23 protein-coding genes and 1 pseudogene are annotated in these 24,979 nt (G+C 72.3%); 12 read left to right on the top strand and 12 right to left on the bottom strand.

Annotated elements, in window-relative coordinates; genetic code table 11:
• Positions 1 to 3 precede the first annotated feature (3 nt).
• From BGP73_RS06135 to BGP73_RS06095, 9 genes are read right to left on the bottom strand one after another with little or no spacing between them, the layout of a single operon-like run.
• Positions 4 to 414 (bottom strand): aconitase X swivel domain-containing protein, encoded by a 411-nt coding sequence (locus tag BGP73_RS06135; RefSeq protein WP_069812429.1) that lies wholly within the window; start codon positions 412 to 414, stop codon positions 4 to 6.
• Complete coding sequence (locus BGP73_RS06130; RefSeq protein WP_069812428.1) at positions 407 to 1,696, bottom strand: aconitase X; 1,290 nt, start codon at positions 1,694 to 1,696, stop codon at positions 407 to 409. Before BGP73_RS06130 ends, BGP73_RS06135 begins: the two co-directional genes overlap by 8 nt.
• A gap of 7 nt (positions 1,697 to 1,703) precedes the next feature.
• Complete coding sequence (locus tag BGP73_RS06125) at positions 1,704 to 3,047, bottom strand: FAD-dependent oxidoreductase (RefSeq protein ID WP_069812427.1); 1,344 nt, start codon at positions 3,045 to 3,047, stop codon at positions 1,704 to 1,706.
• Positions 3,044 to 3,832, bottom strand: a complete 789-nt coding sequence (locus BGP73_RS06120; RefSeq protein ID WP_069812426.1) for an alpha/beta fold hydrolase — start codon at positions 3,830 to 3,832, stop codon at positions 3,044 to 3,046. The genes BGP73_RS06125 and BGP73_RS06120 overlap by 4 nt, the downstream gene beginning before the upstream one ends.
• Positions 3,829 to 4,629, bottom strand: a complete 801-nt coding sequence (locus BGP73_RS06115) for an ABC transporter ATP-binding protein (protein WP_069812425.1) — start codon at positions 4,627 to 4,629, stop codon at positions 3,829 to 3,831. The genes BGP73_RS06120 and BGP73_RS06115 overlap by 4 nt, the downstream gene beginning before the upstream one ends.
• A complete protein-coding gene (locus BGP73_RS06110; protein ID WP_069812424.1) occupies positions 4,629 to 5,405 on the bottom strand; it encodes an ABC transporter permease in 777 nt (258 codons plus the stop codon). Before BGP73_RS06110 ends, BGP73_RS06115 begins: the two co-directional genes overlap by 1 nt.
• Complete coding sequence (locus BGP73_RS06105) at positions 5,402 to 6,226, bottom strand: ABC transporter permease (RefSeq protein WP_079127246.1); 825 nt, start codon at positions 6,224 to 6,226, stop codon at positions 5,402 to 5,404. The genes BGP73_RS06110 and BGP73_RS06105 overlap by 4 nt, the downstream gene beginning before the upstream one ends.
• A complete protein-coding gene (locus BGP73_RS06100) occupies positions 6,223 to 7,935 on the bottom strand; it encodes a dihydroxy-acid dehydratase domain-containing protein (protein WP_069812423.1) in 1,713 nt (570 codons plus the stop codon). The genes BGP73_RS06105 and BGP73_RS06100 overlap by 4 nt, the downstream gene beginning before the upstream one ends.
• Before the next feature lies 1 nt (position 7,936).
• Complete coding sequence (locus tag BGP73_RS06095; protein WP_069812422.1) at positions 7,937 to 8,917, bottom strand: ABC transporter substrate-binding protein; 981 nt, start codon at positions 8,915 to 8,917, stop codon at positions 7,937 to 7,939.
• 211 nt (positions 8,918 to 9,128) lie between these two features.
• On the opposite strand from BGP73_RS06095, the gene BGP73_RS06090 reads away from it, so the two are divergent.
• The 11 genes from BGP73_RS06090 (at position 9,129) to BGP73_RS06040 (ending at position 21,340) form a co-directional block, all read left to right on the top strand.
• Positions 9,129 to 9,917, top strand: a complete 789-nt coding sequence (locus BGP73_RS06090; RefSeq protein WP_069812421.1) for an IclR family transcriptional regulator domain-containing protein — start codon at positions 9,129 to 9,131, stop codon at positions 9,915 to 9,917.
• Between the two features lie 198 nt (positions 9,918 to 10,115).
• Positions 10,116 to 13,118, top strand: coding sequence for a Na+/H+ antiporter subunit A (locus BGP73_RS06085; protein WP_079127244.1), 3,003 nt, complete (start codon positions 10,116 to 10,118; stop codon positions 13,116 to 13,118).
• Positions 13,115 to 13,714: a Na(+)/H(+) antiporter subunit C gene (locus tag BGP73_RS06080; RefSeq protein WP_069812419.1), complete on the top strand. Its 600-nt coding sequence runs from the start codon at positions 13,115 to 13,117 to the stop codon at positions 13,712 to 13,714. Before BGP73_RS06085 ends, BGP73_RS06080 begins: the two co-directional genes overlap by 4 nt.
• Positions 13,711 to 15,372: a Na+/H+ antiporter subunit D gene (locus tag BGP73_RS06075; RefSeq protein ID WP_069812418.1), complete on the top strand. Its 1,662-nt coding sequence runs from the start codon at positions 13,711 to 13,713 to the stop codon at positions 15,370 to 15,372. Before BGP73_RS06080 ends, BGP73_RS06075 begins: the two co-directional genes overlap by 4 nt.
• On the top strand, positions 15,369 to 15,938 hold the full coding sequence (locus tag BGP73_RS06070; protein WP_069812417.1) for a Na+/H+ antiporter subunit E: 570 nt from the start codon (positions 15,369 to 15,371) through the stop codon (positions 15,936 to 15,938). The genes BGP73_RS06075 and BGP73_RS06070 overlap by 4 nt, the downstream gene beginning before the upstream one ends.
• Entirely contained in the window at positions 15,935 to 16,246 is a 312-nt protein-coding gene (locus BGP73_RS06065) for a monovalent cation/H+ antiporter complex subunit F (protein ID WP_069812416.1), read from the top strand. Before BGP73_RS06070 ends, BGP73_RS06065 begins: the two co-directional genes overlap by 4 nt.
• Positions 16,247 to 16,331: 85 nt before the next feature.
• A complete protein-coding gene (gene mnhG / locus BGP73_RS06060) occupies positions 16,332 to 16,688 on the top strand; it encodes a monovalent cation/H(+) antiporter subunit G (RefSeq protein ID WP_069812415.1) in 357 nt (118 codons plus the stop codon).
• A gap of 183 nt (positions 16,689 to 16,871) precedes the next feature.
• Positions 16,872 to 17,729 (top strand): inositol monophosphatase family protein, encoded by an 858-nt coding sequence (locus BGP73_RS06055; RefSeq protein WP_374701124.1) that lies wholly within the window; start codon positions 16,872 to 16,874, stop codon positions 17,727 to 17,729.
• Between the two features lie 104 nt (positions 17,730 to 17,833).
• A complete protein-coding gene (locus tag BGP73_RS06050; RefSeq protein ID WP_069812414.1) occupies positions 17,834 to 19,249 on the top strand; it encodes a phytoene desaturase family protein in 1,416 nt (471 codons plus the stop codon).
• A 100-nt stretch (positions 19,250 to 19,349) separates the two neighbouring features.
• Positions 19,350 to 20,822: a DNA-3-methyladenine glycosylase 2 gene (locus BGP73_RS06045; RefSeq protein WP_069812413.1), complete on the top strand. Its 1,473-nt coding sequence runs from the start codon at positions 19,350 to 19,352 to the stop codon at positions 20,820 to 20,822.
• Between the two features lie 14 nt (positions 20,823 to 20,836).
• Positions 20,837 to 21,340, top strand: coding sequence for a methylated-DNA--[protein]-cysteine S-methyltransferase (locus BGP73_RS06040; protein ID WP_069812412.1), 504 nt, complete (start codon positions 20,837 to 20,839; stop codon positions 21,338 to 21,340).
• A 125-nt stretch (positions 21,341 to 21,465) separates the two neighbouring features.
• Here the strand turns inward: BGP73_RS06040 and BGP73_RS06035 are convergent.
• Positions 21,466 to 21,966, bottom strand: a pseudogene (locus BGP73_RS06035) (NUDIX domain-containing protein); the annotation flags it as partial.
• 166 nt (positions 21,967 to 22,132) lie between these two features.
• Here BGP73_RS06035 and BGP73_RS06030 point away from each other — a divergent pair.
• A complete protein-coding gene (locus BGP73_RS06030; protein ID WP_069812410.1) occupies positions 22,133 to 23,290 on the top strand; it encodes a glycerate kinase in 1,158 nt (385 codons plus the stop codon).
• A gap of 80 nt (positions 23,291 to 23,370) precedes the next feature.
• Here BGP73_RS06030 and pssA read toward each other — a convergent pair whose 3' ends face one another.
• Complete coding sequence (gene pssA, locus BGP73_RS06025; RefSeq protein WP_170837756.1) at positions 23,371 to 24,246, bottom strand: CDP-diacylglycerol--serine O-phosphatidyltransferase; 876 nt, start codon at positions 24,244 to 24,246, stop codon at positions 23,371 to 23,373.
• Entirely contained in the window at positions 24,233 to 24,880 is a 648-nt protein-coding gene (locus BGP73_RS06020; protein ID WP_069812409.1) for a phosphatidylserine decarboxylase, read from the bottom strand. Before BGP73_RS06020 ends, pssA begins: the two co-directional genes overlap by 14 nt.
• Positions 24,881 to 24,979: the final 99 nt, after the last annotated feature.

The raw sequence follows: 24,979 nt of genomic DNA, 5'->3' as shown, positions 1-24,979 counted from the left end.
TCCTCAGTCCTCCCGTCGTATCAGTACTGTGCCGGCGGTGCCGTCCACCTCCACCAGGTCCCCGGTGCGGATCGTCGCCGGGTCGGTCACCAGACCGGTCACGGCCGGGACCCGGAGGACGGCCAGCCCCAGGGCGAGCTTGCTGTTCATCCGGGTGAACACGATGGCCCGGGGCGCCGTGCCCTGGAGCTTGGCGAGATGGAACTGCCCGGACCAGCCTGACGACCCCTTCGCACCGGGGAGCAGGAGAACGGTCCCGGCGACGCTCCGCCCGTGTTGGGGGTGGCCGCTCTCGACGATTGTGCCGCTCCGGGGGTCGATCCCGCCCCAGCCCGACAGCGGAGCGGTGCACACCAGCGCCGGCCCGCTCGCCCGGCCGGGCACGACCCCCCGGCCACGCAGCAGTTCAGGCATCGGGCCACCGCCCGTCGAGGGCCGCGGTCACACAACTCCGCACACTGCCGAACCAGCCCTGTACGCCCATGATCGCGGGCAGGTAGTGCGCCTGTTTGGCGGAGTCGGTGGCGAACACCCGGGTGCCCGGCGGCAGGAACTGCGCGATCGCCGGGCAGGTGTCGGACAGCACCCGGCCGCCGGCCCGCTCGATCGCCGCGACGTAGCCGCTGCGTTCCGCGACCGTACGCAGCGCCCCCGGGGTGAAGACCCACAGGGCGGTGGAGTCCGCCAGGCGCCGGCCGTCGAGCAGCCGGGCCACCTCGCGGACCTGCTCCAGTGAGGCGTGCGGGCAGCCGATCATGACGAAGTCCACTTCGCGGTCGGTGGCCGTCCGGCACAGCGACGCCACCGTCTCGGCGCGGGCGGCGGCGTCGAAGACGGAGACTGAAGCGGCGTCCCGCCCGCCCAGTGCCTCCGCCACGCTCCGGGCCTCGGGGGTGACCCCCGGCAGGTGGTACATCTCGACGTCGCCCGAGGAGGCGGCCGCCGCACCGAACTGCTTGAGCCGTACCGGTGTCGGCGCGCCGGCCGGGTCCAGAAGCCCCGGACCGGTGAGCACCGGGACGGCGTCCTGGACCTGCTCTCCCACCCAGTAGCCGAGGATGTTCCAGTCCTCCGTGGTGACCACCGGGTGGCGGACCTCGACGAGGTGGGTGGCCCGGCGGTGCTCGTCAAGGTGGTAGCCGCAGTAGGGGGTGCGGCCGGTGAGCATGGACGCCGCCGAGGACTCGCGGCCCTCGGTGTTGGTGCGTGCGCCGAGCACCGAGTTGATGTAGACGACCGCGGAGGACTCCATCCACGCGCAGTGCTCACCGAACCGGGGGACGTTCCCCACCTGGTACGGAGTGCAGGTCGACAGCAGGTCCACGCCCTTCTCGGCGAGATAGCGCTCGCTCTCCTCCATCGCGTCGGCGTCCTCCCGGGTGATGCCCTGGATCTCCCAGCGGTCCCGGTCGCGGGGCCCGATGACCTGGGTGCAGCTGTGCGCCCGGAACGGCGGCACGTCCACGGTGGTGTCCAGGTCGAGCGAGTACCGGGAGAACAGCGCGGCCGGGTCGGTGGTGCCGAGGACCCGGCTGTGGCGGGGGCCGAAGAGGTTGGCGCCGCACACGTTGTCGGTGTCCACAAGCCGTTCGGCGCCCATCAACTCGCCGTATCGCACGAGCAGTTCGAGGGCCGCGGCGACAGCCGGCCCCTGCTCGCCGGCCAGCATGCGTTCGTCTTCCGGGGTCAGCAGCACGTCGGCCTCACAGCGTCAGACACGCTCCCTCTCCCTCCAGATGTGTACGCAGCCGCGCGACGGAGACGTCGGCGGTCGTCACGTCGTCCTCGATCGCGAGGTGGGCGGCGGTGCCGGCGGCCTGCCCCATGGCGAAGCACGGCCCCGCCACCCGGGCAGCGGACTGGCCGCCGTGGGTCATCGAGGCGCAGCGGCCGGCGACCAGCAGGTTCCCTGGGCCCTCGGCGGGGACGAGCATCCGGTAGGGCAGCTGGTTGTAGCCGACCGGGTCGTCGCCGTAGGGCCAGCGGATCTCGACGTCCCCGTCGACGTGCGCCTCCACGGGCCAGCCGTTGAGGCCGACGGAGTCCTCGAAACGGGCGCAGGAGCGGACGTCCTCCTCGGTCAGCACGTACCGGCCGAGGAGTCGGCGGGTCTCCCGGATGCCGATCTCCGGGCCGATGTCGACGATGTAGGAGGACTCGAAGCCGGGGAGGTTCTCCCGTATGAACCCGAACACCTCCTGGGCCTGCGCTCGGCCCTGCACCTCGCCGTGGGTGAGCTGCCAGACGTCGGTGCCGTCCACAGCGCTGCCGTCGGGGTTGCGCAGCTGGGTGGCGTTGGCCCGCCACTCGATGGAGTCGCGCTGCGGACGGACGATCGCCCCGCGACGGGGGAAACGGGGCCGGCCCGCGGCGACCGCCTCGTCCATCAGCCGGGGCAGGATCTTCCAGGCCGGTCCGGCGCGCTCGTCGTCCACGGCGTTGATGCGGAACATCGTGGACGGGTACAGCATGTCGCCCCGCGGATCGGCCTTCTCGTGCGCCGTGCCGGTCCAGGCGAGCAGATCGCCGTCGCCGGAGCAGTCGATGACCATCCGGGCGCGCAGCACACCGCGGCCGGACTTGGACTCGACGACCACTCCGTCCACCGTGGACTCGCCGGTGACCGCTCCGACCGCGAAGGCGTGGTAAAGCAACTCCGCGCCGGAGGAGAGCACATGGTCGTCGGCCGCGCTGCGGTAGGCGGGGATGTCGTACGCCTGCGCCTGGACCCGCTCCCCGAAGGAGAGGTGGGGGGCGCGCAGGCCGCCGAGCCGGTCGATGCGCTCCAGCAGTTCGGTGGCGTGGCCGCGCACGGTCAGCACGTGCTCGCCGTGGACGTTGGAGTACATGCCGCAGAAGGTGGAGAGGCCGCCCCCGGTGCCGGCGCCGCCGAGGTAGCCGCTCTTCTCCACCAGCAGGGTGCTCCGGCCGGCGCGGGCCGCGGCCGTGGCGGCGGCGAGTCCGGCCGGTCCGCCGCCGAGGACGACGACCTCCCACTCGCCCAGCACCGGGGTCTCGCGGGCGGGTTCGGTGACAAAGGCGTTCACGGAGCGGCCTCTCTGTTGGTTCCGGGGGCTTGGTCGGCGGTGGCCCAGTGCTCGGTGAGCAGGGCGTGCAACTGGTCGGGGACCTCCTGGGTCAGCAGGTGTCCCGCGCCGGGCAGGGAGATGCGGCGGGCGCCCGGCACACCGCCGGCGATGGCATCCGCGTGGTGGGCGGGGACGACCGCGTCGGCGAGGCCGTTGACGGCGAGTACCGGGCAGTGGACGGCGGCGAGCCGATCGCGCAGGTCGGTGCCGGCGATCGCCTCGCAGCAGGCGGCATAACCCTCCGGGTCGAGCCGCTCGACCCCCGAGACGGTCTCGGTGACCAGGGGGGTGGGGGCGGCGGCGACCTCGGGGGCGTACCAGCGGCCCAGCAGACCGGCGGTGGCGACCGACATGCCCTCTTCCCGGATGGCGGCGGCGCGCCGCCGCCAGAACTCCGGGTCGTCTGCGAAGACGGGGGAGTTGACGGTGACGAGACTGCGGACCCGGTCCGGGTGGTCGGCGGCCAGGGCGAGTCCGACGGTGCCGCCGAGGCTGACCCCGACGACATCGGCGGATTCGATACCGAGGGAGTCGAGCAGGGCCACGGCGTCGGCCACGAGGTCGGCCAGGCGGTACGGGCCCTCGGGCGCCGGAGAACCGCCGTGGCCGCGGTGGTCATAGCTGACGACGCGGTGCCCGTCGCGCAGGCGTTCCCGTTGGGGCAGCCACATCGCGGCGGTGGTCCCGAGAGAGGCGGAGAGCAGCACCGGGGCGCCGGTGCCCTCGTCGAAGTAGGCGGTCATGCGGCGGCTCCGGTGGCGCGACGGCCTGCTTTGGCGTCCTGGATGCCGCTGTGGACCCTGGTGCGCAGTTCCGCGAACTCGGGGGTCGAACGGCTGGTGACCTGGTCCCGGTCGGCGGGCAGGTCGATGCGGACGTCATCGAGGACGTGGGTGGGTGAGGCGGACAGGACGAGCACACGCTCGCCCAGGTAGACCGCTTCGTCGATGTCATGGGTGACGAAGAGCGTGGTGATGCCGAGGGACTGCCACAGGGAGCGCACCAGGTCCTCCAGGTCGGCGCGGGTCTGGGCGTCGACGGCGGCGAACGGCTCGTCCATGATCAGCACCTGCGGTTCGTAGGCGATGGCCCGGGCGATGGCGACGCGCTGCTGCATACCTCCGGACAGCTGCCAGGGGTAGGAGTGGCCGCTGTCGGCGAGGCCGACGGCGGCCAGGGACTCGCTGACCAACTGCTCCCGCCGCTCCTTGGACAGGCCCTTCTGCCGCAGCGGCAGATCGACGTTCTGCCGCACGGTCTTCCAGGGGAAGAGGCTGCGGCCGTACTCCTGGAACACCACGGCCATGCCGGGCGGTGGCCCGGTCACCGGGTTGCCGTCGACGCGGACCTCGCCCGCGGTGGGGGAGAGCAGCCCGGCGAGGCATTTCAGCAGGGTCGTCTTGCCGGCGCCGGACGGTCCGACGATGCAGGCGAACTCGCCGCGCGCGACGGAGAAAGTGATGTCGCCGATCGCCTCGACGCGGCGCCCCGCCGACTCGTACACCTTGTTGAGGCCCCTGACGGTGACCATGTCGGTCATCAGCCGTTCCTCCTCTGTGACTCGCGCAGGCCCAGGTACCAGACCAGGACCCGCTTCTCGACGATGGTGAACAGCGCGGACAGCACGAACCCGATGAGGCCGAGCAGGATGATGCCGCTCCACATCTGTGGGATCGCGAAGGTGCGCTGGAACTGCACGATGCTGAAGCCGAGTCCGTTGGTGGCGGCGAACATCTCGCCGATGACCATGAGGATCAGCCCGATGGACAGGGACTGCCGCAGCCCTGCCGCGATCTGCGGGGCTGCGCCGGGGAGCACCATGTGGCGCAGTCGGGCGGCCCCGCTGACGCGGTAGACGCGGCAGGTGTCGACCATGACCTCGTCCGCGGCGCGGACGCCCTCCACCGTGTTCAGCAGGACCGGCCACACACAGCCGGAGACGATGACCAGCATCTTGGATCCGTCGCCGATGCCCGCGAAGATCGCGATGACCGGGACGAGCACGGTGGGTGGTACGGCCCTGACGAACTCCAGCACCGGCTCTGCGCCGCGGCGCAGCGAGTCCGTGAGGCCGAGGGCGATGCCCAGGGCCACGCCGAGCACCGCGGAGACGGCGAACCCGGCGAGCAGCCGCACCATGCTGGGCACGACGTCGCTGGTGAACCGGGAGGACAGCCACAGTTGGCCGAACTGGTCGAGGATGTCCGACAGCGGGGGGAAGTAGTAGCTGGTGCTGCCGGCGCTGGAGAGCCACCAGAGCCCGATGAGGGCGGCGGGCAGGCCGAGGACGAGCAGGGAGCGTCGCAGCAGGCTCATCGGGCACCCTCCGATCGCCGGACGGAGGGGTGCCAGCCGAGCGCGGCACGCTCCGCGAACCGGAAAGCGATGTTGACCAGCGTTCCGAGTACGCCGGTGAGCAGGACGAAGGCGAACATCGGGGTGGTGGCCCCACTGCTCTGGGCCACCGAGATCAGCTGCCCGATGCCCGGGGTGCCGATGACGAGTTCGCCGGTGATGGCGAGCACGAGGGAGACCGAGGCGGCCAGCCGGATCCCGGTGAACACGAACGGCAGGGTGGTCGGCCAGACCACGTGGCGTACCCGGGCCCAGAGTCCGAAGCGGTAGGAGCGGGCGGTGTCGTACGCCACCGGGTCGACATCCTGGATGCCGTAGAGGACCTGCACGAGCACCTGCCAGAAGCCGGCGTACACGATGAGCACCACGCCGGACTGGAAGTCGGTGCCGAAGACCAGGATGACCGCCGGGATGAGCGCGACCGAGGGGATGGGCCGGAGGAACTCGACGGTGGACGAGGTGATGGCGCGCAGCAGCGGTACCAGTCCGATGACGAATCCGGCCGCGACCCCGGCGGCCACCGCCGCGGTGAGTCCGATGGCCCAGGTGCGGACCGTGCGGCCCAGCGCCTCCCACAGCGTGGTGTGGCCGGCCTGGTGGGCGAGTTCCGCCAGCACGGCGCTCAGCGGCGGCAGTGCGCCGTCCGCGACGAGTCCGGAGCGCGGGACGATCTCGGCGATCAGTACGGCGACCGCGATCCCGATGAACGGCGCGACACGGGGCCGGTTGGACCGCCCGCGCGGTGCCGCCCGGTCCGGCGGTGCCGCCTGGGGTGCTTTCATCGGCTTCCTCCGGAGGTCGGTCCGGACCTGACGGGACACTCACCGCGGGCCAGGACGGCGCCGCAGGCGGGGGAGGTGACGGTCCGGTCGTAGGCGGCCAGCCAGCCGGGGGTGCGGAGGGTCTCGGCGGTGGCGACCTCGCGGTCGGCCAGCGTCTCCGGGAGGACCTCCAGGTCCACGGTGCGGGCGTCGAGGTCGATGCTGATGATGTCGCCGTCCCTGACCCGGCCCAGCGGTCCGCCGGTGGCGGCCTCGGGGGAGACCTCGCCGACCACGATGCCCTTGTTGACCAGGCCGGACAGCTGTCCGTCGGTGACCACCGCGACCTTCTCGCCGAGTCCGGCGCCGTCGAGGGCGAACACGAACGCCGAGGCCATGGCCATGCCGGGGCCACCGTGCAGGCCCATGCCGCGGAGCACCACGACATCGCCCTCCCGCACCTCGCCGGCGGCGAGAGCTTCGACGGCGGCCTCCCGCGAGGTGTAGCAGCGGGCCGGGCCGCGGAAGTGGGTGGCGCGCTCCTCGTCGACGGGGAGCTTCACGATCGAGCCCTCCGCGGCCAGGGAGCCGCGCAGGATCACGATCGACGGCCGCCGGGAGAAGGGGTCGGTCAGCGGCCGGATGAACTCCGGGTCGGGAGCCGGCGTTTCGGCCACCAGCTCACCGAGGGGCCGGCCGGTGGCGCCGACGGTGTCGAGGTCGAGCAGCGGGGCCAGGGCCGCCAGGACGCCCCGGGTGCCGCCCGCGTCGTCCAACTGCTCGATGAGATGCGGACCGTTGGGGCGTACGGCGGTGATGACGGGGACCTTGTCGGCCAGTTCCTCGTAGAGCCTCCACACGTCCAGGTCGAGTCCGGCCTCGACGGCGATGGCCTGGAGGTGCTTGACGGAGTTGATCGAACCGCCGACCGCGAGCATCAGGGTCACGGCGTTGCGGACGGCGGCCGGGGTGAGCACCGAGCGGGCGGTCAGGCCCTCGTGGACCATCTCCACGATGCGGCGGCCGCCCGCCCGGACGGCGTCCCACATGGTGGTGCCGTTGGCCCGGGTCGGGGTGGTGCCGGGAAGTGTCATCCCGAGCCCCTCGGCGGCCATGTGCATGGTGTTGGCCGTGCCCATGCCGACGCACACCCCCGGGCCGCGGATGGCGCTCTCGGACATGGCGAGCAGGTCCTCGGCGGAGGTGCGGCCCAGCGCGGTGTGCCCGGCGTGGAGGAAGACGTCCTCGATGTCCGGGCCGCCGTCCTCGTACAGGGCGCTGCGCTGGTAGCCGCAGGCGACGAGCAGGGTGGGCACGTCGAGACGGCCGCCCGCCATGATGTGGGCGGGAGCGGTCTTGTCGCAGGAACTGAGGCAGATGATGCCGTCCAGCAGCGCGCCCTCGATGACCACCTCGATGTCGTTGACGATCAGGTCCCGGGTGGGCAGGACGTAGCGGCCGCCCGCGCCGGCGCTGGTGACGAAGTCGGACGGGGCGGCCGTCCGTATCTCGAAGGGCAGACCGCCCGCCTCCCGGACGGCCTCCTTGAGGACGGGCACGATGCCGTCGAGGTGGGCGAAGCAGGCCGCCAGGTCGGAGGAGGAGTTGACGATGGCGATCTTGGGCCGGGCCATCTCCTCGTCGGTGATGCCCAGCGACCGCCATTCCGCCCTCCGGACGGCCCAGCGGGAGGTGCCGGCCGGCAGGTCGCTGCGGAGCCTGGTCGCCATGTCAGCCGGCCGTCCCCGACCAGACGAGGTCGTTGTAGGAGATCGTGCGGTCGATCAGGCCGTACTGGGTGGCGGCCTTCACGAACGCCTCGACGGAGGTCCGCGGGATCTCGGGGGAGTAGGTCGGCAGGGTGACCTTCTGGACGATGTCGGGGTCGATCGTCATGAAGGAGGAGAGCTGCGCCCGGGTCTCGTCCGGGTGCCCGTCCGCGTAGGTCAGTGAGGCGTCGATGGCCTTCTTGAGCGCGGTGAACAGTTCGGGGTTCTTCTTCAGCTGGTCCTCGGAGGTGAAGTAGACCGAGGTGGTCAGGCTCTCCTTGGCCATCTCCAGGTAGGGCGAGGCGATGACCCGGGTGTCGGCCTGGGCCGCGATGGCGTCGAACGGCTCGGCGGTGACCATGGCGTCGATCTCGCCCTTCTTCAGCGCGGTGACCGCGTCGGGGAAGGGGAGTTCGACGAACTTGACCTTGTCGGGGTTGCCGCGGGCGGCGGTGACGGCCACCTCGCCGAGCATCTGGAGCAGGTTGTTCAGCGTGTTCACGCTGACCCTCTTGCCCTCGAGGTCGGCCGCCGTCCGGATCGGGCTGTCCTTGCGGACGCGGATCATCGTGACGTCCTTGCCGTCCGTACCGGTCGAGCTCGATCCGGCCGCGATGATCTTCAGGGGCAGGCCCTTGCTCCGGGCGGACAGCACGGAGACGACGTTGCTGAAGGCGAACTGGTACTGCCCGCTGACCACCGGCGGCACCAGCGCGGCGCCGCCCTGGGCGGTCTTGATGTCCAACTTGAGGCCGTTGTCGGAGAAGACGCCCTGCTGCTGCCCCAGGTAGAGCGCGGCGACGTCGATCACCGGTATGAACCCGGCCTTGACGGTCGTCGGCTTCTTCGACGACGGGGCGCCCGCCGAGGAGCTGCCGCTGCCGCAGGCGGTGAGGGAGAGGGCCAGCCCGGCCGCTCCGGCCAATGCCGTTCTTCTTCGCATAATCGGGAACTCCACCGTTCCTCCATACAAATGGGGACCCATACCAAGGGGTCCGACGTGCGTTGAACGGCACCATACAGTTCTGAACACCTGTGCGCTAGACGTACGCACGACTGTGCGCTATACGTACAGAGCGCTCCTGGTGAGCCCGGAGGGTTCCCGCGGGTGTGGGAAAGTGATTCGTCGAACCTGTTGGAACGGGAGATGAGGCATGGCACTGCTCGAAGAGGCGCCTGGGGATTCGGACTTCGTCCAGTCGCTGGCGCGCGGTCTTGAGGTGATCAAGGTGTTCGACGCCGAACACCCCTCCCGCTCGCTCAGCGACGTGGCCAAGGCCACCGGCCTCTCGCGGGCGGCGGTACGACGTTCGTTGCTGACCCTGCACCGGCTCGGCTACGTGCGGATCGAGGGCGCGCAGTTCGGCCTCACGCCCAAGACCCTGGAACTGGGCCACGCCTACCTGCGGGCGCTCTCCACGCCGCAGATCGCCGAGCCGCACCTGACGGACCTGATGCGTGACGTGAAGGAGACGACCGCTCTGTCGGTACTCGACGGCGACTACGTGGTGCACGTCGCGCGCGTCCCCGTCGGCGGGATGGTCACCGTGTCCATCCCCGTCGGGTCCCGATTCCCCGCCTACGCCACGGCGATGGGCCGGGTGCTGCTGGCGGGGCTGGACGAGGAGGCGTTCCAGGCTTATCTGGAACGCGTCGAGTTCCAGCCCTTCACCGACCGCACCGTCCGCAGCGCCGAACAACTCCGAACGATCATCGAACCGGTCCGCGAGGATGGCTACTGCATCGCCGACAAGGAGTTGAACCAGAGCCTCCGGGCGGTCGCGGTCCCCGTCCACGACCGGTCCGGCGCCCTCATAGCCGCCGCCAACATCGCCGCCAGTACGGGCACCCGCACCCTCGACGAACTGCGCGACATGGTGCCGCGCCTCCGGCAGTGCGCCGCCGGGATCGAAGCGGACCTCCGGCTGGTCGCCAGCCCCTGACCGGAGCGGCGGGAGGGCGCGCCGGTGGGAGCCGGGGGCCTTGGACCGCCGGCCCGCGGGGTTGTCGGTCGTTCGGGCCGGCCTGCTCCCCGGCGGCGGTCCACCGCCGGGGTCGAAGGGTGAGTGTGCGGTGTCAGCGCGCCGCGCGGTGGCTGGGCCTCCCGCGCGCCGCCCGGTTCACCTGGAATGATCCGGTTTGTGCTGGTTCTTCTGCTGCTCCACTTCGCCCTGGCCGTATGCGCCGGGGCGTTGGTGGAGCGGCTTGGGCGCCGAGCCTTCTGGGTGCTCGCCGTCCCGCCGGCCGCCACCGCGATCGCGGCACTCCTCCGCAGCGGCCCAACCGCCGCGGGTGGTGCGACGGACTGGAACCTGCCGTGGATTCCCGAGTACCACGTCTCCCTGGCCTTCCGGCTGGACGCCCTCTCCTGTCTGATGGTGCTGATCGCCGGTGGTATCGGGGCGCTGGTGCTCCTCTACTGCGCCGAGTACTTCGACACCGACGAACCGAACCTGGGCAGGTTCGCCGGCACGCTGATCGCTTTTGCCGGAGCGATGATCGGACTGGTGCTCGCCGATGACCTGATCCTTCTGTACGTCTTCTGGGAGTTGACCACCGTCTTCTCCTTCCTGCTCATCGGGCAGCACAGTGAGAAGCGGGAGAACCGCCGGTCGGCCCTGCAGGCCCTGCTCCTCACCGTGCTGGGCGGCCTCTGCATGCTCGTCGGCTTCATCGTGCTGGGCGAGGGCGCCGGCACCTACCGCATCTCCGAGTTGGCGGCCCGGCCCCCGCAGCCGAGCATCACCCTCTCCGTCGCCGCGGCGCTGATCCTGCTGGGGGTGATGTCGAAGTCCGCCCTCTGGCCGTTCAGCTTCTGGCTGCCGGGCGCGATGACCGCGCCGACCCCGGTCAGCGCCTATCTGCACGCGGCGGCGATGGTCAAGGCCGGTGTGTACCTGGTGCTGCGGCTGGCGCCGCTCTTCGCGGACATCCAACCCTGGCGGCCGGTACTGCTGGTGTTCGGCGCGGCCACGATGCTGCTGGGCGGCTGGCGGGCGCTGCGGCTCAACGACCTCAAACTCCTCCTGGCCCACGGCACCGTCAGCCAACTGGGGTTCATCGCCCTGCTCGCCGGAGTGGGGACCAGGAACACCGCGCTCGCCGCGACGGCCCTGCTGCTGGCCCACGCGGTGTTCAAGTCGACGCTCTTCCTGGTCGTCGGCGTCATCGACCGCACCACGGGCACCCGCGATCTGCGGCGGCTCTCCGGGCTGGGACGAGCCCGGCCCTGGCTGTGCGCGGTGGGGTGCGCCGCGGGGGCCTCGATGGCCGGACTCCCCCCGATGCTGGGCTTCCCCGCCAAGGAGGCCGCCTTCGGAGTGCTCGCGCACGGCGGGTCGGCGGAGCGCTGGGCGCTGGGCGTCAGCGTCCTCGGATCCGCGCTGACCACCGGCTACACACTCCGCTTCCTGTGGGGCGCGTTCGCCCGCAAACGAAGCGCGGGCCGCGGCCGCTTCCTACGCGGTACACCGGTACGCCGAACCGCAGGTGGCCTCTTCCTCGCCGCGCCCACCGTGCTCACGCTCTCCGCGCTGGCGATGGGGGCGACCGCCGCAGGGCTCGATCCGCTGCTGGCCGCCCACGCCGATCTGCTCCCCTCCCCCGGCGCCCCGTACCACCTGGCCCTATGGCACGGGATCGGTACGGCGCTCGGTCTCTCCGCCCTGGCCTGGGCCGGCGGACTCGCGCTCTTCGCGATGAACCGCCGACTAGCGGCCTTCCAACTCCGGGTGGCCTGGTCCGAGGCCGAAGGAGCCTTCCGAGCCGCGCTCTGGACCCTCGAACGCCTCTCGCTCCGGCTCACCGGCGCGGTACAGCGCGGTTCGCTGCCGTTCTACCTGGGCGTCGCGTTCACCGTTCTCATCGGCACCCAGATCGCGGTCCTGGCCGTGGAACGCCCCTGGCCGGCACCGGTCCTCCCGCGGCCGTGGGACTCACTGCCCCAGGCGGCGGTCGGCCTCGGCCTGATGGTCGTCGCGGTGCTGTGCGTCGGGGTGCGACGGAGGATGAAAGCGGTGGTGCTTTCCGGCGTCGTCGGCTACGGGACCGGAGTCCTCTTCGTGCTGCAGGGAGCACCCGACCTCGCGCTCACCCAGTTCGCCGTGGAGACCGTGGCGCTGGTCGTCTTCGTCCTGGTGCTGCGGAGACTTCCGCCCAACTTCACCATGGGCTTCTCCACCTGGCGCCGCGGTCTGCACGGTGCGCTGGCGGTGTCGGGCGGCGTACTGCTGGCGGGGCTGGTGTGGCTGGCCGCCTCAGACCGCCGTGCCCCGCCCGCCGGACCGGAACTGGTCAGGGCCGCCTGGCACGAGGGGGTGATCAACACCGTCGCCACCACCCTGGTGGACATGCGGGCCTGGGACACCATGGGGGAGAGCGCCGTGCTGGGCGTCGCGGCGATCGGCGTCACCAGTCTGGTCTTCCTGCACCGACGGGTGGTCGGCGGGGAGACTGCCGAACCGGACGAAGCGGCGACGCCGACCGGTGCCGGCGGCCCCCCGCCCGGAACCGGGACGGACGAACCCGAAGAGGCCGCCGGGGCCAGTGTGCTTGCCTCACCCGGGCCGCACAGTTCGGGGGGTGACGCCCCGGAGCGCCGGTGGCTGGCGGCGGCCGGCGGCCTGGCGCCGGAGCGCCGCTCCATCGTCTTCGAGGTCATCGCACGGCTGACCTTCCACCCCATCCTGGTGCTCTCGCTCTATCTCCTGGTGTGCGCCGAGAACTTCACCGGCGGCGGTTTCACCGCGGGGCTGGTGGCCGGTCTCGCACTGGTCGTCCGCTATCTGGCCGGCGGACGCCAGGAACTCGCCGCCGCCGCACCCGTCGAGCCCGGACGGCTGATCGGGGCCGGACTCCTCCTGATGGCCGGTCTCGCCCTGGCCGGCCTCGTGTTCGGCTCGCACGTGCTGCGGCCCGGGGTCCACCACGGGCACCTGCCGCTGATCGGGCCGTTCCACATCGCCAGTCCGGTGGTCTTCGACACCGGGGTCTTCCTGGTGGTGCTCGGCGTCGTCCTGGACATCGGCCGCAGCCTCGGCTCGCGGATCGACCTGTTGACCGAGCGCCAGCTCGAACACAGGACGAGCCCCTGGCGGTTGGGCCCCCCGGGGACGCGGCCCGGCGGTCCGGAGGAACCCCGATGACCGTCACCCTCAGCCTGCTCTTCGTCGGCGGAGTGCTCTTCTCGGCCGGCGCCGTCCTGATGCTGACCCGGGCTCTCACCCGCATCCTGGTCGGCGCCGTCATCATGGGCAACGGAGTGAACGTCCTGATCCTGTCCACGGCCGGCCGGGCGGGCCAGCCGGCGCTCGCCCACCCAGGTGCGGACCTCAGCCGGATCACCGACCCGCTTCCGCAGGTCATGGTCCTGACCGCGATCGTCATCACCCTGGCGCTGACCGCCTTCATGCTGGCCATGGCCTACCGGAGCTGGCAGCTGACCGGAAGCGACGAGGTGCGGGACGACATCGAGGACCGGCGGGTCGCGCTGCGCGGCGAGGAGGCCGCGGAGCGGGCCCGACTCCAGGACGAGTACTGGAAGAGACGCCGGCAGCAGCTCAGCGCCGTCCCGGAGCGCGGAGCCGTCGCCGACCGCCGCCGGCTCACCCGGGTCCGGGCCGAGTACCTGCGCTCCCGGTTCCGGCTGCGCCGCAGGCTCCGGGCCGCGCGGGCGCGACAGGCGAGGGCGGCCAACCTCTCCGGCGACCTCTGGGACAACGTGCTCGGGGAGGACCGATGACGGCGCTCGCCGAAGCCCTGGTCCCGTTCCCGGTCGTGCTCCCGGTGCTCGCGGCCGGAGTGAAACTGGCCGTGGGCCGCCGGATGCGCCGCACCCAGCGGGGGATCAGCGTCACCGTGCTGGTCCTCGTGCTCGCCGTCTCGGTGGTGCTGCTGCTGGCGGCCGAACGGGACGGCCCGCAGGTGGTGCAGCTGGGCGCCTGGGCTCCGCCGGTGGGCATCGTGCTCGTGGCCGACCGGCTGTCGGCCCTCATGCTCACCGTCTCGTCGGCGGTGACGCTCTGCGTGCTCGTCTACTCCATCGGCCAGGGCATGGCCGACCGTGAGGAGGAGACCCCGCTGGCCGTCTTCCACCCCTCCTACCTGGTGCTGGTCGCCGGAGTCGCGGACTGCTTCCTCGCCGGTGACCTGTTCAATCTCTACGTCGGCTTCGAGATCATGCTGACGGCCAGTTACGTACTGCTGACGGTCGGCGGCACCGCCGCACGGGTACGCGCCGGCGCCACGTACATCGTGGTGTCGCTGCTCTCCTCGCTGCTGTTCGCGGCGGCGGTGGGGATGGTCTACGCGGCCGCCGGGACGGTGAACATGGCCCAACTGGCGGGACGGCTGGACACCGCCTCACCAGCGGTGCGCTCCAGCCTGGAGCTGATGCTGCTGCTGGTCTTCGGCATCAAGGCCGCGGTCTTCCCACTCGCCGCCTGGCTGCCCGACTCCTACCCCACCGCCCCCGCGCCGGTGACCGCCGTCTTCGCCGGGCTGCTGACCAAGGTCGGCATCTACTCGATACTGCGGGTGCAGACGTTGCTCTTCCCCGGTGACCGGCTGCTGCCCGGACTGATGGTGGTGGCGCTGCTGTCGATGCTCTTCGGCATCCTCGGCGCGGTCGCCCAGAGCGACCTCAAACGGTTGCTCTCCTTCACCCTGGTCAGCCACATCGGCTACATGGTCTTCGGAATCGCGCTGGCCACGGTCGCCGGGATCGGTGGCGCGATCTTCTACGTGGCGCACCACATCACCGTCCAGACCACGCTCTTCCTCGTGGCCGGCCTGGTGGAGCGCACCGGCGGCACCACCGACATGCCGCGGCTGGGCGGCCTGGCCAGCCTCTCCCCAGTGCTGTCGGCCGTCTTCTTCCTCACCGCGATGAACCTCTCCGGCATCCCGCCGCTCTCCGGCTTCCTGGGAAAGCTAGGACTGCTCAGGGCCGGTGTCGAGGAGGGCGGGGCCTGGGCGTACCTCCTGGTGGGGGCCGCGGTACTGACCAGCCTGCTGACGCTCTACGCCCTGGTGAAGGTGTGGAACCTCGCCTTCTGGCGGGCCGCGCCGGCGGTACCGGCCACCGGGGTCGTCCTGGAGTCCGAAGCCCCGGCGGAGGAGGGCGGAGCCGACGCCGACGAGGACGGGGAAGGCGGAGACCGCGCCGGGGGCGGCGCAGCCCGCTCCCTCCGCCGGGGCGGGGCGGCCGCCTCGATGAGCGGATGGGAGATCAGTACCAGCACGCGACTGCCCACGGCCATGCTCGGCGCGACCGTCGCCACCGTGCTGCTCGGCCTCGCCTACACCGTGTTCGCCGGCCCGCTCGCCGGGCTGTCGCACCGGGCGGCTGACGAGATGTTGGCCCGGACCCCCTACATCGAGGCGGTGCTGCACCCTTGAGACGTCCGTGGAAGCTGACCATCGGAGCCCCGGGACCGCACCAGCGCGTGGTGCAACTCCCGTTCGTCCTCTGGCTCGCCGTCATCTGGACGCTGCTGTGGGGCGAGTTCACCGCCGCCAACCTCGTCGTCGGCCTGCTGGTCGGTGTGCTGGTCTCACTGCTCTTCCCACTCCCGGCCCTCGACATCGGCATGCGGCTGCACCCGCTCGGTCTCCTGAGGCTGGTGTTGCGCTTCACCGCGGACCTGGTCAAGTCGACGCTGCGGGTCACCCGGCAGATCCTGCTCCCCGGCCAACTGGGCTCGGCGATGCTGGCGCTGCCGATACGGGCGGGCAGCGATCTGCTGATGACCGCGCTGACCGTGGTGGTCTCGGCGATGCCGGGGAGCACCGTGGTGGAGGTCCGGAGGGAGACCTTCACGCTCTTCCTGCACGTGCTCGGGGTCTTCGACGAGGCGTCGATGGAGCGCGCCCGCCAGGACGTCCGGAACCAGGAGGCCCGGGTGGTACGGGCGTTGGGAACCCCGGAGCAGATTGCCCGGCTGGAGCGGGGAGGCGCCGGATGAGCCTCGCGACCACGGTGGTCATGGCGCTCCTCGGTGCGGCGGCGGCGCTGGTCCTCGTCCGGCTGTGGAAGGGCCCCTCGATGCTTGACCGGGCGGTCTCGGTGGACACCCTGCTGTCGATCGCCGTAGCGGTGATCGGCACCATCGGTGCCCGGCAGCGCACCGCGCTCTTCCTCCCCATCCTCCTGGTGCTGGCCTTCCTCGGCTTCACCGGGTCGGTGAGCATGGCCCGCTTCATCTCCGTGCAGGACCGCGCCCCGAACGATCCCGAGGAGAACTCCGAAACCGGACCGGAAGGATACCGATGACCCACCCCGGACCAGCTGGAACGAGGTGCCCGGCCGAGCAGCCGGCGACCGCGCGGCCCGGAAGCGAAGCGGCGGGAGGACAGCGGTGAACGCGTGGCAGCAGGCGGCGGACGTGGGGGCGATCCTCTGCCTCCTGGTCGGCGCCGGTCTGTGCCTCGTCGCGGGGATCGGGCTGCTCACGCTGCCCGATGTGCTCTCCCGACTGCACGCCGCCACCAAACCGCAGTCCCTCGGCCTGCTGCTGGTGCTGCTCGGTGTCGCGCTGCGGCTGCGCAACCCCGTCGACCTCGGAACGCTGGCCCTGGTGGCGTTCTTCCAGATGACCACCACCCCGATCGCCGCCCTCATGGTCGGGCGGGCCGCCTACCGGACCGGCCAGGTGGGCCCCGCCGACCTCCTGCGCGACGAACTCGACGAGCAGCTGAGCGGCCCGCGGACCTGACCCGCCCCTACGGGTGGGCCGCGGCTTTGAACCCGGGATGCGGCGCGGTACCCGGAACATCGACGGCCCGCCCCGGCGGTGACAGTCCGCGGCCACTGTTCACCGGGCCGAAACCGGAGGGCCGCCCCGGCTGCCCGCCGTTGTCCGGACGGACATGGTTCGATGGGGAACATGATCGAGGAAATGTCTGCCGAAGACCGGGCGGAGCTGCTGAGCGCTGTCGACCAGGCCCTGCGCGAAGCGGTGGCCGCCGAGGTCATGCCGCGGTTCCGGGCGCTCGCCGCCCACGAGGTGCGGGAGAAGAGCGGCCCGCACGACCTGGTGACCGTCGCCGACCAGGAGGCGGAACGGCGACTGACCGCTTCGCTGCCCGGACTGCTGCCCGGCTCCGTCGTGGTCGGTGAGGAAGCGGTGGCTGCTGATCCGGACGTGCTCGACGCCCTGCACGGCTCGGCGCCCGTCTGGGTGCTCGACCCCGTCGACGGCACCCGGCAGTTCGTCGCCGGCGATCCCGGATTCGCCACGCTGCTCGCCCTCGTCCAGCACGGCGAGACGCTCGCCTCCTGGACGTACGCTCCCGCGCTCGGCCTGATGGCCGTCGCGATGCGGGGCCGGGGAGCGCGGCTCAACGGCGAACCGCTGCTCTCCGGCAGCCCCGACCCGGAGACGGTGCTGGAGATCGCCACCTCCCACCCGGACTTCTACTCCCTGGAGGAGGACCGCTCCTTCGCCCGGCTGATCGTCGACGGTGTGGCGCCGCGGCCGTGCGGCTCGGCCGGGCTGGAGTACCTGCACGTAGCCCAGGGTGAGCTGGGCGCGGTGGCGTTCGGCTGGGAGTACCCCTGGGACCACGCCGCCGGACTGCTGCTGGTCGACGAGGCAGGGGGGGCCAGCGGAACGCTCACGGGAGAACGGTTCCGGATCACCGGCGGCAACGCACTGCCGTTCACCGCGGCCCGCGACGAAGCGACCGCCCACCGGGTGCTGTCGCTGATGAGCGACTCGGACCTGCCCCGGCGGAAGGCACAGGGCGGCCACTGAGCCGCGGGCGACCGGGGAGGAGGGCCGCCGGGGCCCAGGTCGCTGGTCCCGGATCCGGAGCGCCGCATATCCTGATGGCCCGTCCGCTGACGAAGGAGTGGCGAGTGCCGTCCATGCTCGATGCGGTCGTGGTCGGCGCCGGGCCGAACGGACTCACCGCCGCGGTCGAACTCGCCCGCCGCGGCCTCGCGGTGGCCGTGTACGAGGCGGCAGACACCGTCGGAGGCGGTGCCCGGACCGAGGAGCTGACGCTCCCCGGCTTCCGCCACGACCCCTGCTCGGCCGTCCACCCGCTGGGTGTCGGCTCCCCGGCCTTCGCCGACCTGCCGCTGGCCAGGCACGGGCTGGAGTGGCTCCACCCCGAGCTGCCCATGGCACATCCCTTCCCGGACGGCACGGCCGCCCGACTGGCGCGGAGCGTCGGGGAGACGGCGGCCTCCCTCGGCGCGAGGGACGCCGGAACCTACCGGCGGCTGGTGGCCCCGTACACCGGACACTGGGAGACCCTCGCCCGGGATCTGCTGCGGACCCCCTGGCTGGGGACCCCGACCGACCCGCTGCGCTGGGCCCGCTACATGACCCTCGCGCCCCAGCCGCTGGCCCTGCTGGCCAGGCGGTTCAGCGGCGATCGGGCCCGGGGACTGCTCGCCGGACTCGCCGCCCACGTCATCTCCGCGCCGCACTCGCCGGCCGGCGCCGGGGTCGCGCTGCTGTTCGCCCTCGCCGCGCACGCCGGCGGCTGGCCGGTGGCCCGCGGCGGCTCGCAGGCGATCGCCGACGCCCTCACGGGATACCTGCGCGAGCAGGGCGGCACCGTCCACACCGGGACCGCGGTCAGACGGCTCGACGAACTCCCGCCGGCCCGCGCCTACGTCTTCGACACCTCGCCCACCGCCCTCGCCCGCATCGCCGGCCTGGGCGGCGCGTACCGGGGCTTCCGGCACGGCCCGGGTGTGTTCAAGGTCGACTACGCCCTCTCCGGACCCGTTCCCTGGCTCTCCGCGGACGCCCGGCGGGCGGGCACGGTCCACCTCGGCCCGGGCTACGGCGACATCGCGGACTCGCTGCGGCGCGCGGTGCGGGGCCAGGAGCCCGACGTCCCCTTCCTGATCACCGCGCAGCCCAGCCTCGTCGACGCTACCCGGGCACCCGAGGGCCAGCACACCTTCTGGGTGTACGGGCACGTGCCCAACGGCTGGTCGGGGGACCTGACCGGGCGGATCGAACGGCAACTTGAGCGCTTCGCGCCCGGCTTCCGCGATCTGGTGCTGGCCCGGGCCACCGCCGGCCCCCCGGAGTTGGCCGCCCGCAACCCCAACTACGTGGGCGGCGACATCGGCTGCGGCGCCTTCGACGGGCTCCAGTCGGTGCTGCGTCCGCGGCTCGCCAGAGTGCCCTACGCCACCTCCCACCCCGCGGTCTTCCTCTGCTCCTCCGCGACCCCGCCGGGCGGCGGGGTGCACGGCATGTGCGGACACCACGCCGCCCGCCGGGTCTGGCGGTGGCTGCGGCAGCACTGACCCGGGGCCGCCGGCGGAGGTACGGGACGCCTTCCGCGCCGGGACGCCCATGTCGGATTCCTGCCAGCCGACCGGTCGCCCGGTGCCTGATGCTGGAGACATGCACAGGGAAACCGAGCGATGTGTGCGGGCCGTCCGGTCGAAGGACGCGCGTTTCGACGGCTGGTTCTTCACCGGTGTTCTCACCACCGGGATCTACTGCCGTCCCAGCTGCCCGGCGATGTCGCCGAAGGCGGAGAACATGCGGTTCTACCCCAGTGCCGCCGCCGCCCAGCAGGCCGGTTTCCGGGCCTGCAAGCGGTGCCGTCCCGACGCCAGCCCCGGCTCCCCGCAGTGGAACGAGCGGGCGGATCTCGTCGCCCGCGCCATGCGGCTGATCGCCGACGGTGTCGTCGACCGCGAGGGGGTCCCGGGGCTCGCCGCGCGGCTCGGCTACAGCGCCCGGCAGATCGAACGGCAGCTCGTCGCAGAACTCGGAGCCGGTCCGCTCGCCCTCGCCCGCGCCCAGCGGGCCCAGACCGCCCGCCTGCTGATCGAGACCAGCGCACTGCCGATGGCGGAGATCGCCTTCGCAGCCGGCTTCGCCAGCATCCGCACCTTCAACGGAACGGTGCGTGAGGTCTTCGGCAGCGCCCCGACCGAACTGCGGGCCAAGACTTCCCGTGGACCGGGCGGCACCCCGCCCGGTCTGCTGGCGCTGCGGCTGCCCCACCGCGAACCCCTCAACCCCTCCAACCTCTTCGGACACCTCGCCGCCACCGCGGTGCCCGGTGTGGAGGAGTGGCGGGACGGTGCCTACCGGCGCACCCTGCGGCTACCGCACGGACCGGGCGTCGTCGCCCTCCGCCCCCTGCGGGACCACGTCGACTGCCGGCTCCGCCTCACCGACCTGCGGGACCTGACCATCGCGATCAGCCGCTGCCGCCGGCTGCTGGACCTCGACGCCGACCCGGTGGCGGTGGACGGGCTACTCCGGGAGGACCCGGTGCTCGCGCCGCTCGTCGCACGGGGACCGGGGCGCCGGGTACCGCGCACCGTCGACCCGGCCGAGTTCGCCGTCCGGGCCGTCCTCGGCCAGCAGGTGTCCGTCGCCGCCGCCCGCACCCACGCCGGACGGCTGGTGCTCGCGCACGGGGAGCCGGTCGAGGATCCCGACGGCGGCCTGAGCCGTCTCTTCCCCACCCCGGCCGCGCTCAACGACCTGGACCCGGCGCGGTTGGCGCTGCCCCGCACCCGCCGCTCCACGCTCCGTACCCTCGTCCACGCCCTGGAGTCCGGGGAGGTGCGCCTGGAGACCGGCAGCGACTGGGAACTGGCTCGCCGGCGACTCGCCGCCGTCCCCGGCATCGGTCCCTGGACCGTCGAGAGCATCGCCATGCGCGGACTCGGCGACCCCGACGCCTTCCTCCCGACCGACCTCGGCCTGCGCCGGGCGGCCCGGGAGACCGGTCTGCCCGCCACCCCCGCCGCCCTCACCACCCGAGCGGCGCCCTGGCGACCCTGGCGGTCCTACGCCGTCCAGTACCTGTGGGCGGTCGACGACCACCCCATCAACCATCTGCCCGTCCACTGAAGCCGGAGTACACCATGCGCACCCACACCCGCGTCGACAGCCCGCTGGGGCCACTGACCCTGGTCGCCTCCGAAGGCGTCCTGTGCGGTCTCTACATGACCGGGCAACGCCACCGGCCCGCTGAGGAGAGCTTCGGAGCGGCCGACGGGGGCGCCTTCACGGAGACCGTCCGGCAGCTGGACGCCTACTTCGACGGAGAGCTGACCTCCTTCGACCTGCCGCTGCGGCTGTCCGGAACCCCTTTCCAGCAGCGCGTCTGGTCGGCGCTGCGGGAGATCCCGTACGGGGAGACGGTCTCCTACGGAGAACTGGCCGCCCGGCTGGGCCGGCCCACCGCCGCGCGCGCCGTCGGGCTCGCCAACGGTAGGAACCCGATCGGCATCATCGTCCCCTGCCACCGGGTGGTGGGCTCCGGTGGGGCGCTGACAGGGTACGGCGGCGGACTCGACCGCAAGCGGCGGCTGCTCGCCCTCGAGAGCAGCGGTGTCCTGTCCCCGGTGGGTGCTCCACGGCGCTGAGCGCCGTCCCGCAGCAGCCCTCAGCCCGGTGAGACCGGCCCGGTGCCGTGGGCGGTGGCCACTCCCGCTTCCGAGCGGGGGCCGACCAGCCCGCCGTTCGGCGGCCGGGGAGGCTCGCCCTTCGCCGCCGCGAAACCGTCCTCCAGCTCGGCCGGCCCGGCAGCGGAGCGCTGGACGGCGAGCGCCGCCCGGACGCTCCTCGCCATGTGGGGCGGGAGGTAGTCGTCCAGTTCCTCCGGCGGGACCAGCCGCCAGTCGGTCAGCTCGTCCGGCTGGAGCCGGATCCCCGACAGCCGGGGCGCGGTGAGGACTCCGCCGTCATAGACGAAGCTGATCATCGGCGGTCGCTGCCGGCCGGTCACCCAGTCGACGGCGAGCAGCGCGCCGATGTCGACGGTCAGGCCGATCTCCTCGGCGGTCTCGCGGCGGGCGGCCTGCCGCGGGGTCTCCTCCTGGTCGGACTCGACGGTGCCGCCCGGGAGGAGCCAGCAGTCGTCGTCGCCGTAGTCCGGCTTCACCAGGAGGACGCTGCCCCGGTCGTCGCGCAGGACGGTCATGGCTGCGGCCAGGACCTTGGGCAGGCTCGCGATATACGCGGCGTAGTCAGAGGTCACAGCGGTCAGCATAGTGCGCCAATGGCAACCTCCCGCCCGTTATGTCCACTAACGCCGGCGGCCGTCCCCTCCCCGCATCCGCGGGGACGGGGGCACCTCCCCCCATGGGCAGCCGGGGGCCCGGACGGATAGTGTCGCGGGCGGCGCGACTGCCTGTTCGACAGCAAGGGGTAGCAAGGTGGCGGACGCAGCGGTATCCGAGACGGCACACGTGCTGATCGCCGCGGACAAGTTCAAGAGATCTCTGACGGCCGTCCAGGTCGCCGAGCACATCACCATCGGACTGCTCCGGGTGGCCCCCGGTCTGCGGGTGGAGTCGCTGCCGGTGGCCGACGGCGGCGACGGGACGGTGGACGCGGCGGTGGCCGCGGGCTTCGAGCGGCGGGAGGTCGAGGTGACCGGCCCGCTGGGTGCCCCGGTCGTCGCGGCGTACGCGCTGCGCGAGCGGAGAGCCGTGGTGGAGATGGCCGAGGCCGCCGGGCTGCGCAGACTCCCGCCGGGCGTCCTCGCCCCGCTCACCGCCACCTCCTACGGCGTCGGCGAACTGCTGCGGGCGGTGCTCGACGCCGGTGCTCGCGACATCGTCCTCGGGGTCGGCGGCAGCGCCACCACCGACGGCGGTGCGGGGATGCTGGCCGCGCTCGGCGCGCAGCTCCTGGACGCCGACGGGGATCCCGTGCCGCACGGCGGCGGACCGCTGCGCGAACTGGTCTCGGCGGATCTGTCCACCCTCGATCCCCGGCTGGCCGAGACGGAGATCGTCCTCGCCAGCGACGTCGACAACCCGCTGACCGGTCCGAAGGGCGCCGCGGCCGTCTACGGTCCGCAGAAGGGGGCCACCGAGGAAGACATCGCGATGCTGGACGCCGCGCTCGCCCACTACGCGAGGGTGCTGGAGGACGCGGTCGGGGCCGGGGCGGCCGAGCAGGCGCTGGCTCCCGGCGCCGGAGCGGCCGGCGGGATCGGGTACGGGGCGCTGCTCGGCCTCGGCGCGCTCTTCCGGCCCGGTATCGCGGTGCTGCTCGAAGCGCTGGGCTTCGATTCCGCGCTGGCCCGGGCGGATCTGGTGATCACCGGCGAGGGGGCGCTCGACGAACAGACGCTGCATGGCAAGGCCCCGGCCGGAGTGGCCGCGGCCGCCCGGGCCGGCGGCGTTCCCGTCGTCGCCGTCTGCGGTCGCCTGGAACTCTCCGCCAAGGCGCTGCGGGCCGCCGGCATCCAGCACGCCTACGCCCTGACCGAGCTGGAACCGGACCCGAGCACCTGTATGGAGCGGGCCGGCGCCCTGCTGGAGAGCACCGGGGAGCGGATCGCCCGGGAGCGGCTCCGGGGCTGAGCGCCGCGACCGACGGGAACGCGACGACGAGAAGGGGCGGGGGCCCGGGCCCCGCCCCTTCTCGTCGTTCGCCGCAAGTCCTACGGCAGCTGGGCCGCCCGGGACTCCCGGCGGTTGTCCCGGAAAGTGTTCACCCGCCGAGCCGTGGCGAACAGCGGGATCACCGCTCCCAGCACCACCTGCAGCGCGCAGCCGGTCTGCAGCAGCAGCTGCCCGCCCGGCGCGTCGAAGGCCCAGGCCGCCAGCAGGCCCATGCTGAGCACGATCCAGCCGAGCATGGCCACCGCGAGCACTCCGCGCGGCTTCGGGTACTCCACCCGGCTCACCATCAGCCAGGCCACCCCGACGATCGCCAGCAGGGTGGGGAAGAACGGGAGTTCGAGCAGGACGATCGAGATGACCGTCAGCGCGCCGAACGGGCTCGGCATCCCCTGGAAGATGCCGTCCCTGAGCGTCACGCAGGAGAACCTGGCCAACCGCAGTACCACGGCCAGCAGCACCACGACCGCCGCCACCACGGAGACCCGCTGGTGCGCGTCGTCGGCGACCATGCCCCACACCACGACGAAGTAGGCCGGAGCGAGTCCGAAGCTGATCAGGTCGGAGAGGTTGTCCAGCTCGGCCCCCATCGCCGAGCTGCGCAGCTTCCGCGCGACCAGCCCGTCGAAGAGGTCGAAGACCGAGGCGAGCAGCATCAGGATCACGGCGGTGGCGGCGCTGTGCCGGGCCATACCGCCGTCCTCGCTGCCCGTGAGGTGGGGGATCAGGACCCCCGTGGTGGTGAAGTACACGGCCATGAAGCCGCAGGTGGCGTTACCCAGCGTCAGGGTGTCCGCTATCGACAGCCGAGTCGACAGCGGCATGTCGTCGTCCTCGGCCCCGTCCGCGGCACGGTCGGCATCGACGTCCACGTCGCCGACCCAGGCGGCCTGAGGCTCGGGATCAATCACGGTCAAGGCGTGTCACCCCCGCGGTCGTGGCCTGGCCGACATCCACACCCGGCTCGACGCCCTTCGGGAGGTACAGATCGACGCGGGAGCCGAAGCGGATCAGGCCGACGCGCTCGCCCTGCTCCACCTTGGTGCCCTGCGGCACGTACGGCACGATGCGTCGGGCGACGGCACCGGCGATCTGGACCATCTCGATGTCACCGAACTCGGTGTCGAAGTGCCAGACGACCCGCTCGTTGTCTTCGCTCTCCTTGTTGAACGCCGGGACGAAACCACCGGGAACGTGCTCCACGGACGTCACCGTGCCGGCCAGCGGAGCGCGGTTGACGTGGACGTTCAGCGGGCTCATGAAGATCGCGACACGGGTGCGTCCGTCCGGCCACGGCATGATGCTCTGCACCACACCGTCGGCCGGGGAGATGACCCGGCCCTGGGCGATCTCGCGCTCCGGGTCCCGGAAGAACCACAGCATGCCCGCCGCCAGCGCGGTGGCGGGTACCGCGGCGGCGGCCCAGCGGCTGGAGCGCCGTGCGCGGACGAGACTGACGGCAGCGGTGGCGACGGTCGGCAGAAGCCACGGCGACGCTCCGCGCGCGATACGGATTCGGCCGCGTGGTGCAGAGTTTTGGCTGTGGGGCATGGATGACCTTCGTAGCGGATGTTGCCGCGCGTAGCGATGGGGGACGGCGGCTTTCCCGGGATGCTATCGGTTGCGGGTGGCAACTGGGCAATCCTGGAG

This window comes from Streptomyces sp. TP-A0874 (assembly GCF_001748085.1).
Lineage (GTDB): Bacteria > Actinomycetota > Actinomycetes > Streptomycetales > Streptomycetaceae > Streptomyces.
Note: the sequence above shows the minus strand (reverse complement) of the source record. Positions and strands in the feature narration are given on the sequence as shown.

Coding starts and splice junctions, on each gene's coding strand:
- BGP73_RS06135 (WP_069812429.1), bottom strand. CDS start 414: ATGCCTGAACTGCTGCGTGGCCGGGGGGTCGTGCCCGGCCGGGCGAGC.
- BGP73_RS06120 (WP_069812426.1), bottom strand. CDS start 3,832: ATGACCGCCTACTTCGACGAGGGCACCGGCGCCCCGGTGCTGCTCTCC.
- BGP73_RS06115 (WP_069812425.1), bottom strand. CDS start 4,629: ATGACCGACATGGTCACCGTCAGGGGCCTCAACAAGGTGTACGAGTCG.
- BGP73_RS06110 (WP_069812424.1), bottom strand. CDS start 5,405: ATGAGCCTGCTGCGACGCTCCCTGCTCGTCCTCGGCCTGCCCGCCGCC.
- BGP73_RS06105 (WP_079127246.1), bottom strand. CDS start 6,226: ATGAAAGCACCCCAGGCGGCACCGCCGGACCGGGCGGCACCGCGCGGG.
- BGP73_RS06100 (WP_069812423.1), bottom strand. CDS start 7,935: ATGGCGACCAGGCTCCGCAGCGACCTGCCGGCCGGCACCTCCCGCTGG.
- BGP73_RS06095 (WP_069812422.1), bottom strand. CDS start 8,917: ATGCGAAGAAGAACGGCATTGGCCGGAGCGGCCGGGCTGGCCCTCTCC.
- BGP73_RS06090 (WP_069812421.1), top strand. CDS start 9,129: ATGGCACTGCTCGAAGAGGCGCCTGGGGATTCGGACTTCGTCCAGTCG.
- BGP73_RS06080 (WP_069812419.1), top strand. CDS start 13,115: ATGACCGTCACCCTCAGCCTGCTCTTCGTCGGCGGAGTGCTCTTCTCG.
- BGP73_RS06075 (WP_069812418.1), top strand. CDS start 13,711: ATGACGGCGCTCGCCGAAGCCCTGGTCCCGTTCCCGGTCGTGCTCCCG.
- BGP73_RS06065 (WP_069812416.1), top strand. CDS start 15,935: ATGAGCCTCGCGACCACGGTGGTCATGGCGCTCCTCGGTGCGGCGGCG.
- BGP73_RS06055 (WP_374701124.1), top strand. CDS start 16,872: ATGTCTGCCGAAGACCGGGCGGAGCTGCTGAGCGCTGTCGACCAGGCC.
- BGP73_RS06045 (WP_069812413.1), top strand. CDS start 19,350: ATGCACAGGGAAACCGAGCGATGTGTGCGGGCCGTCCGGTCGAAGGAC.
- BGP73_RS06040 (WP_069812412.1), top strand. CDS start 20,837: ATGCGCACCCACACCCGCGTCGACAGCCCGCTGGGGCCACTGACCCTG.
- BGP73_RS06020 (WP_069812409.1), bottom strand. CDS start 24,880: ATGCCCCACAGCCAAAACTCTGCACCACGCGGCCGAATCCGTATCGCG.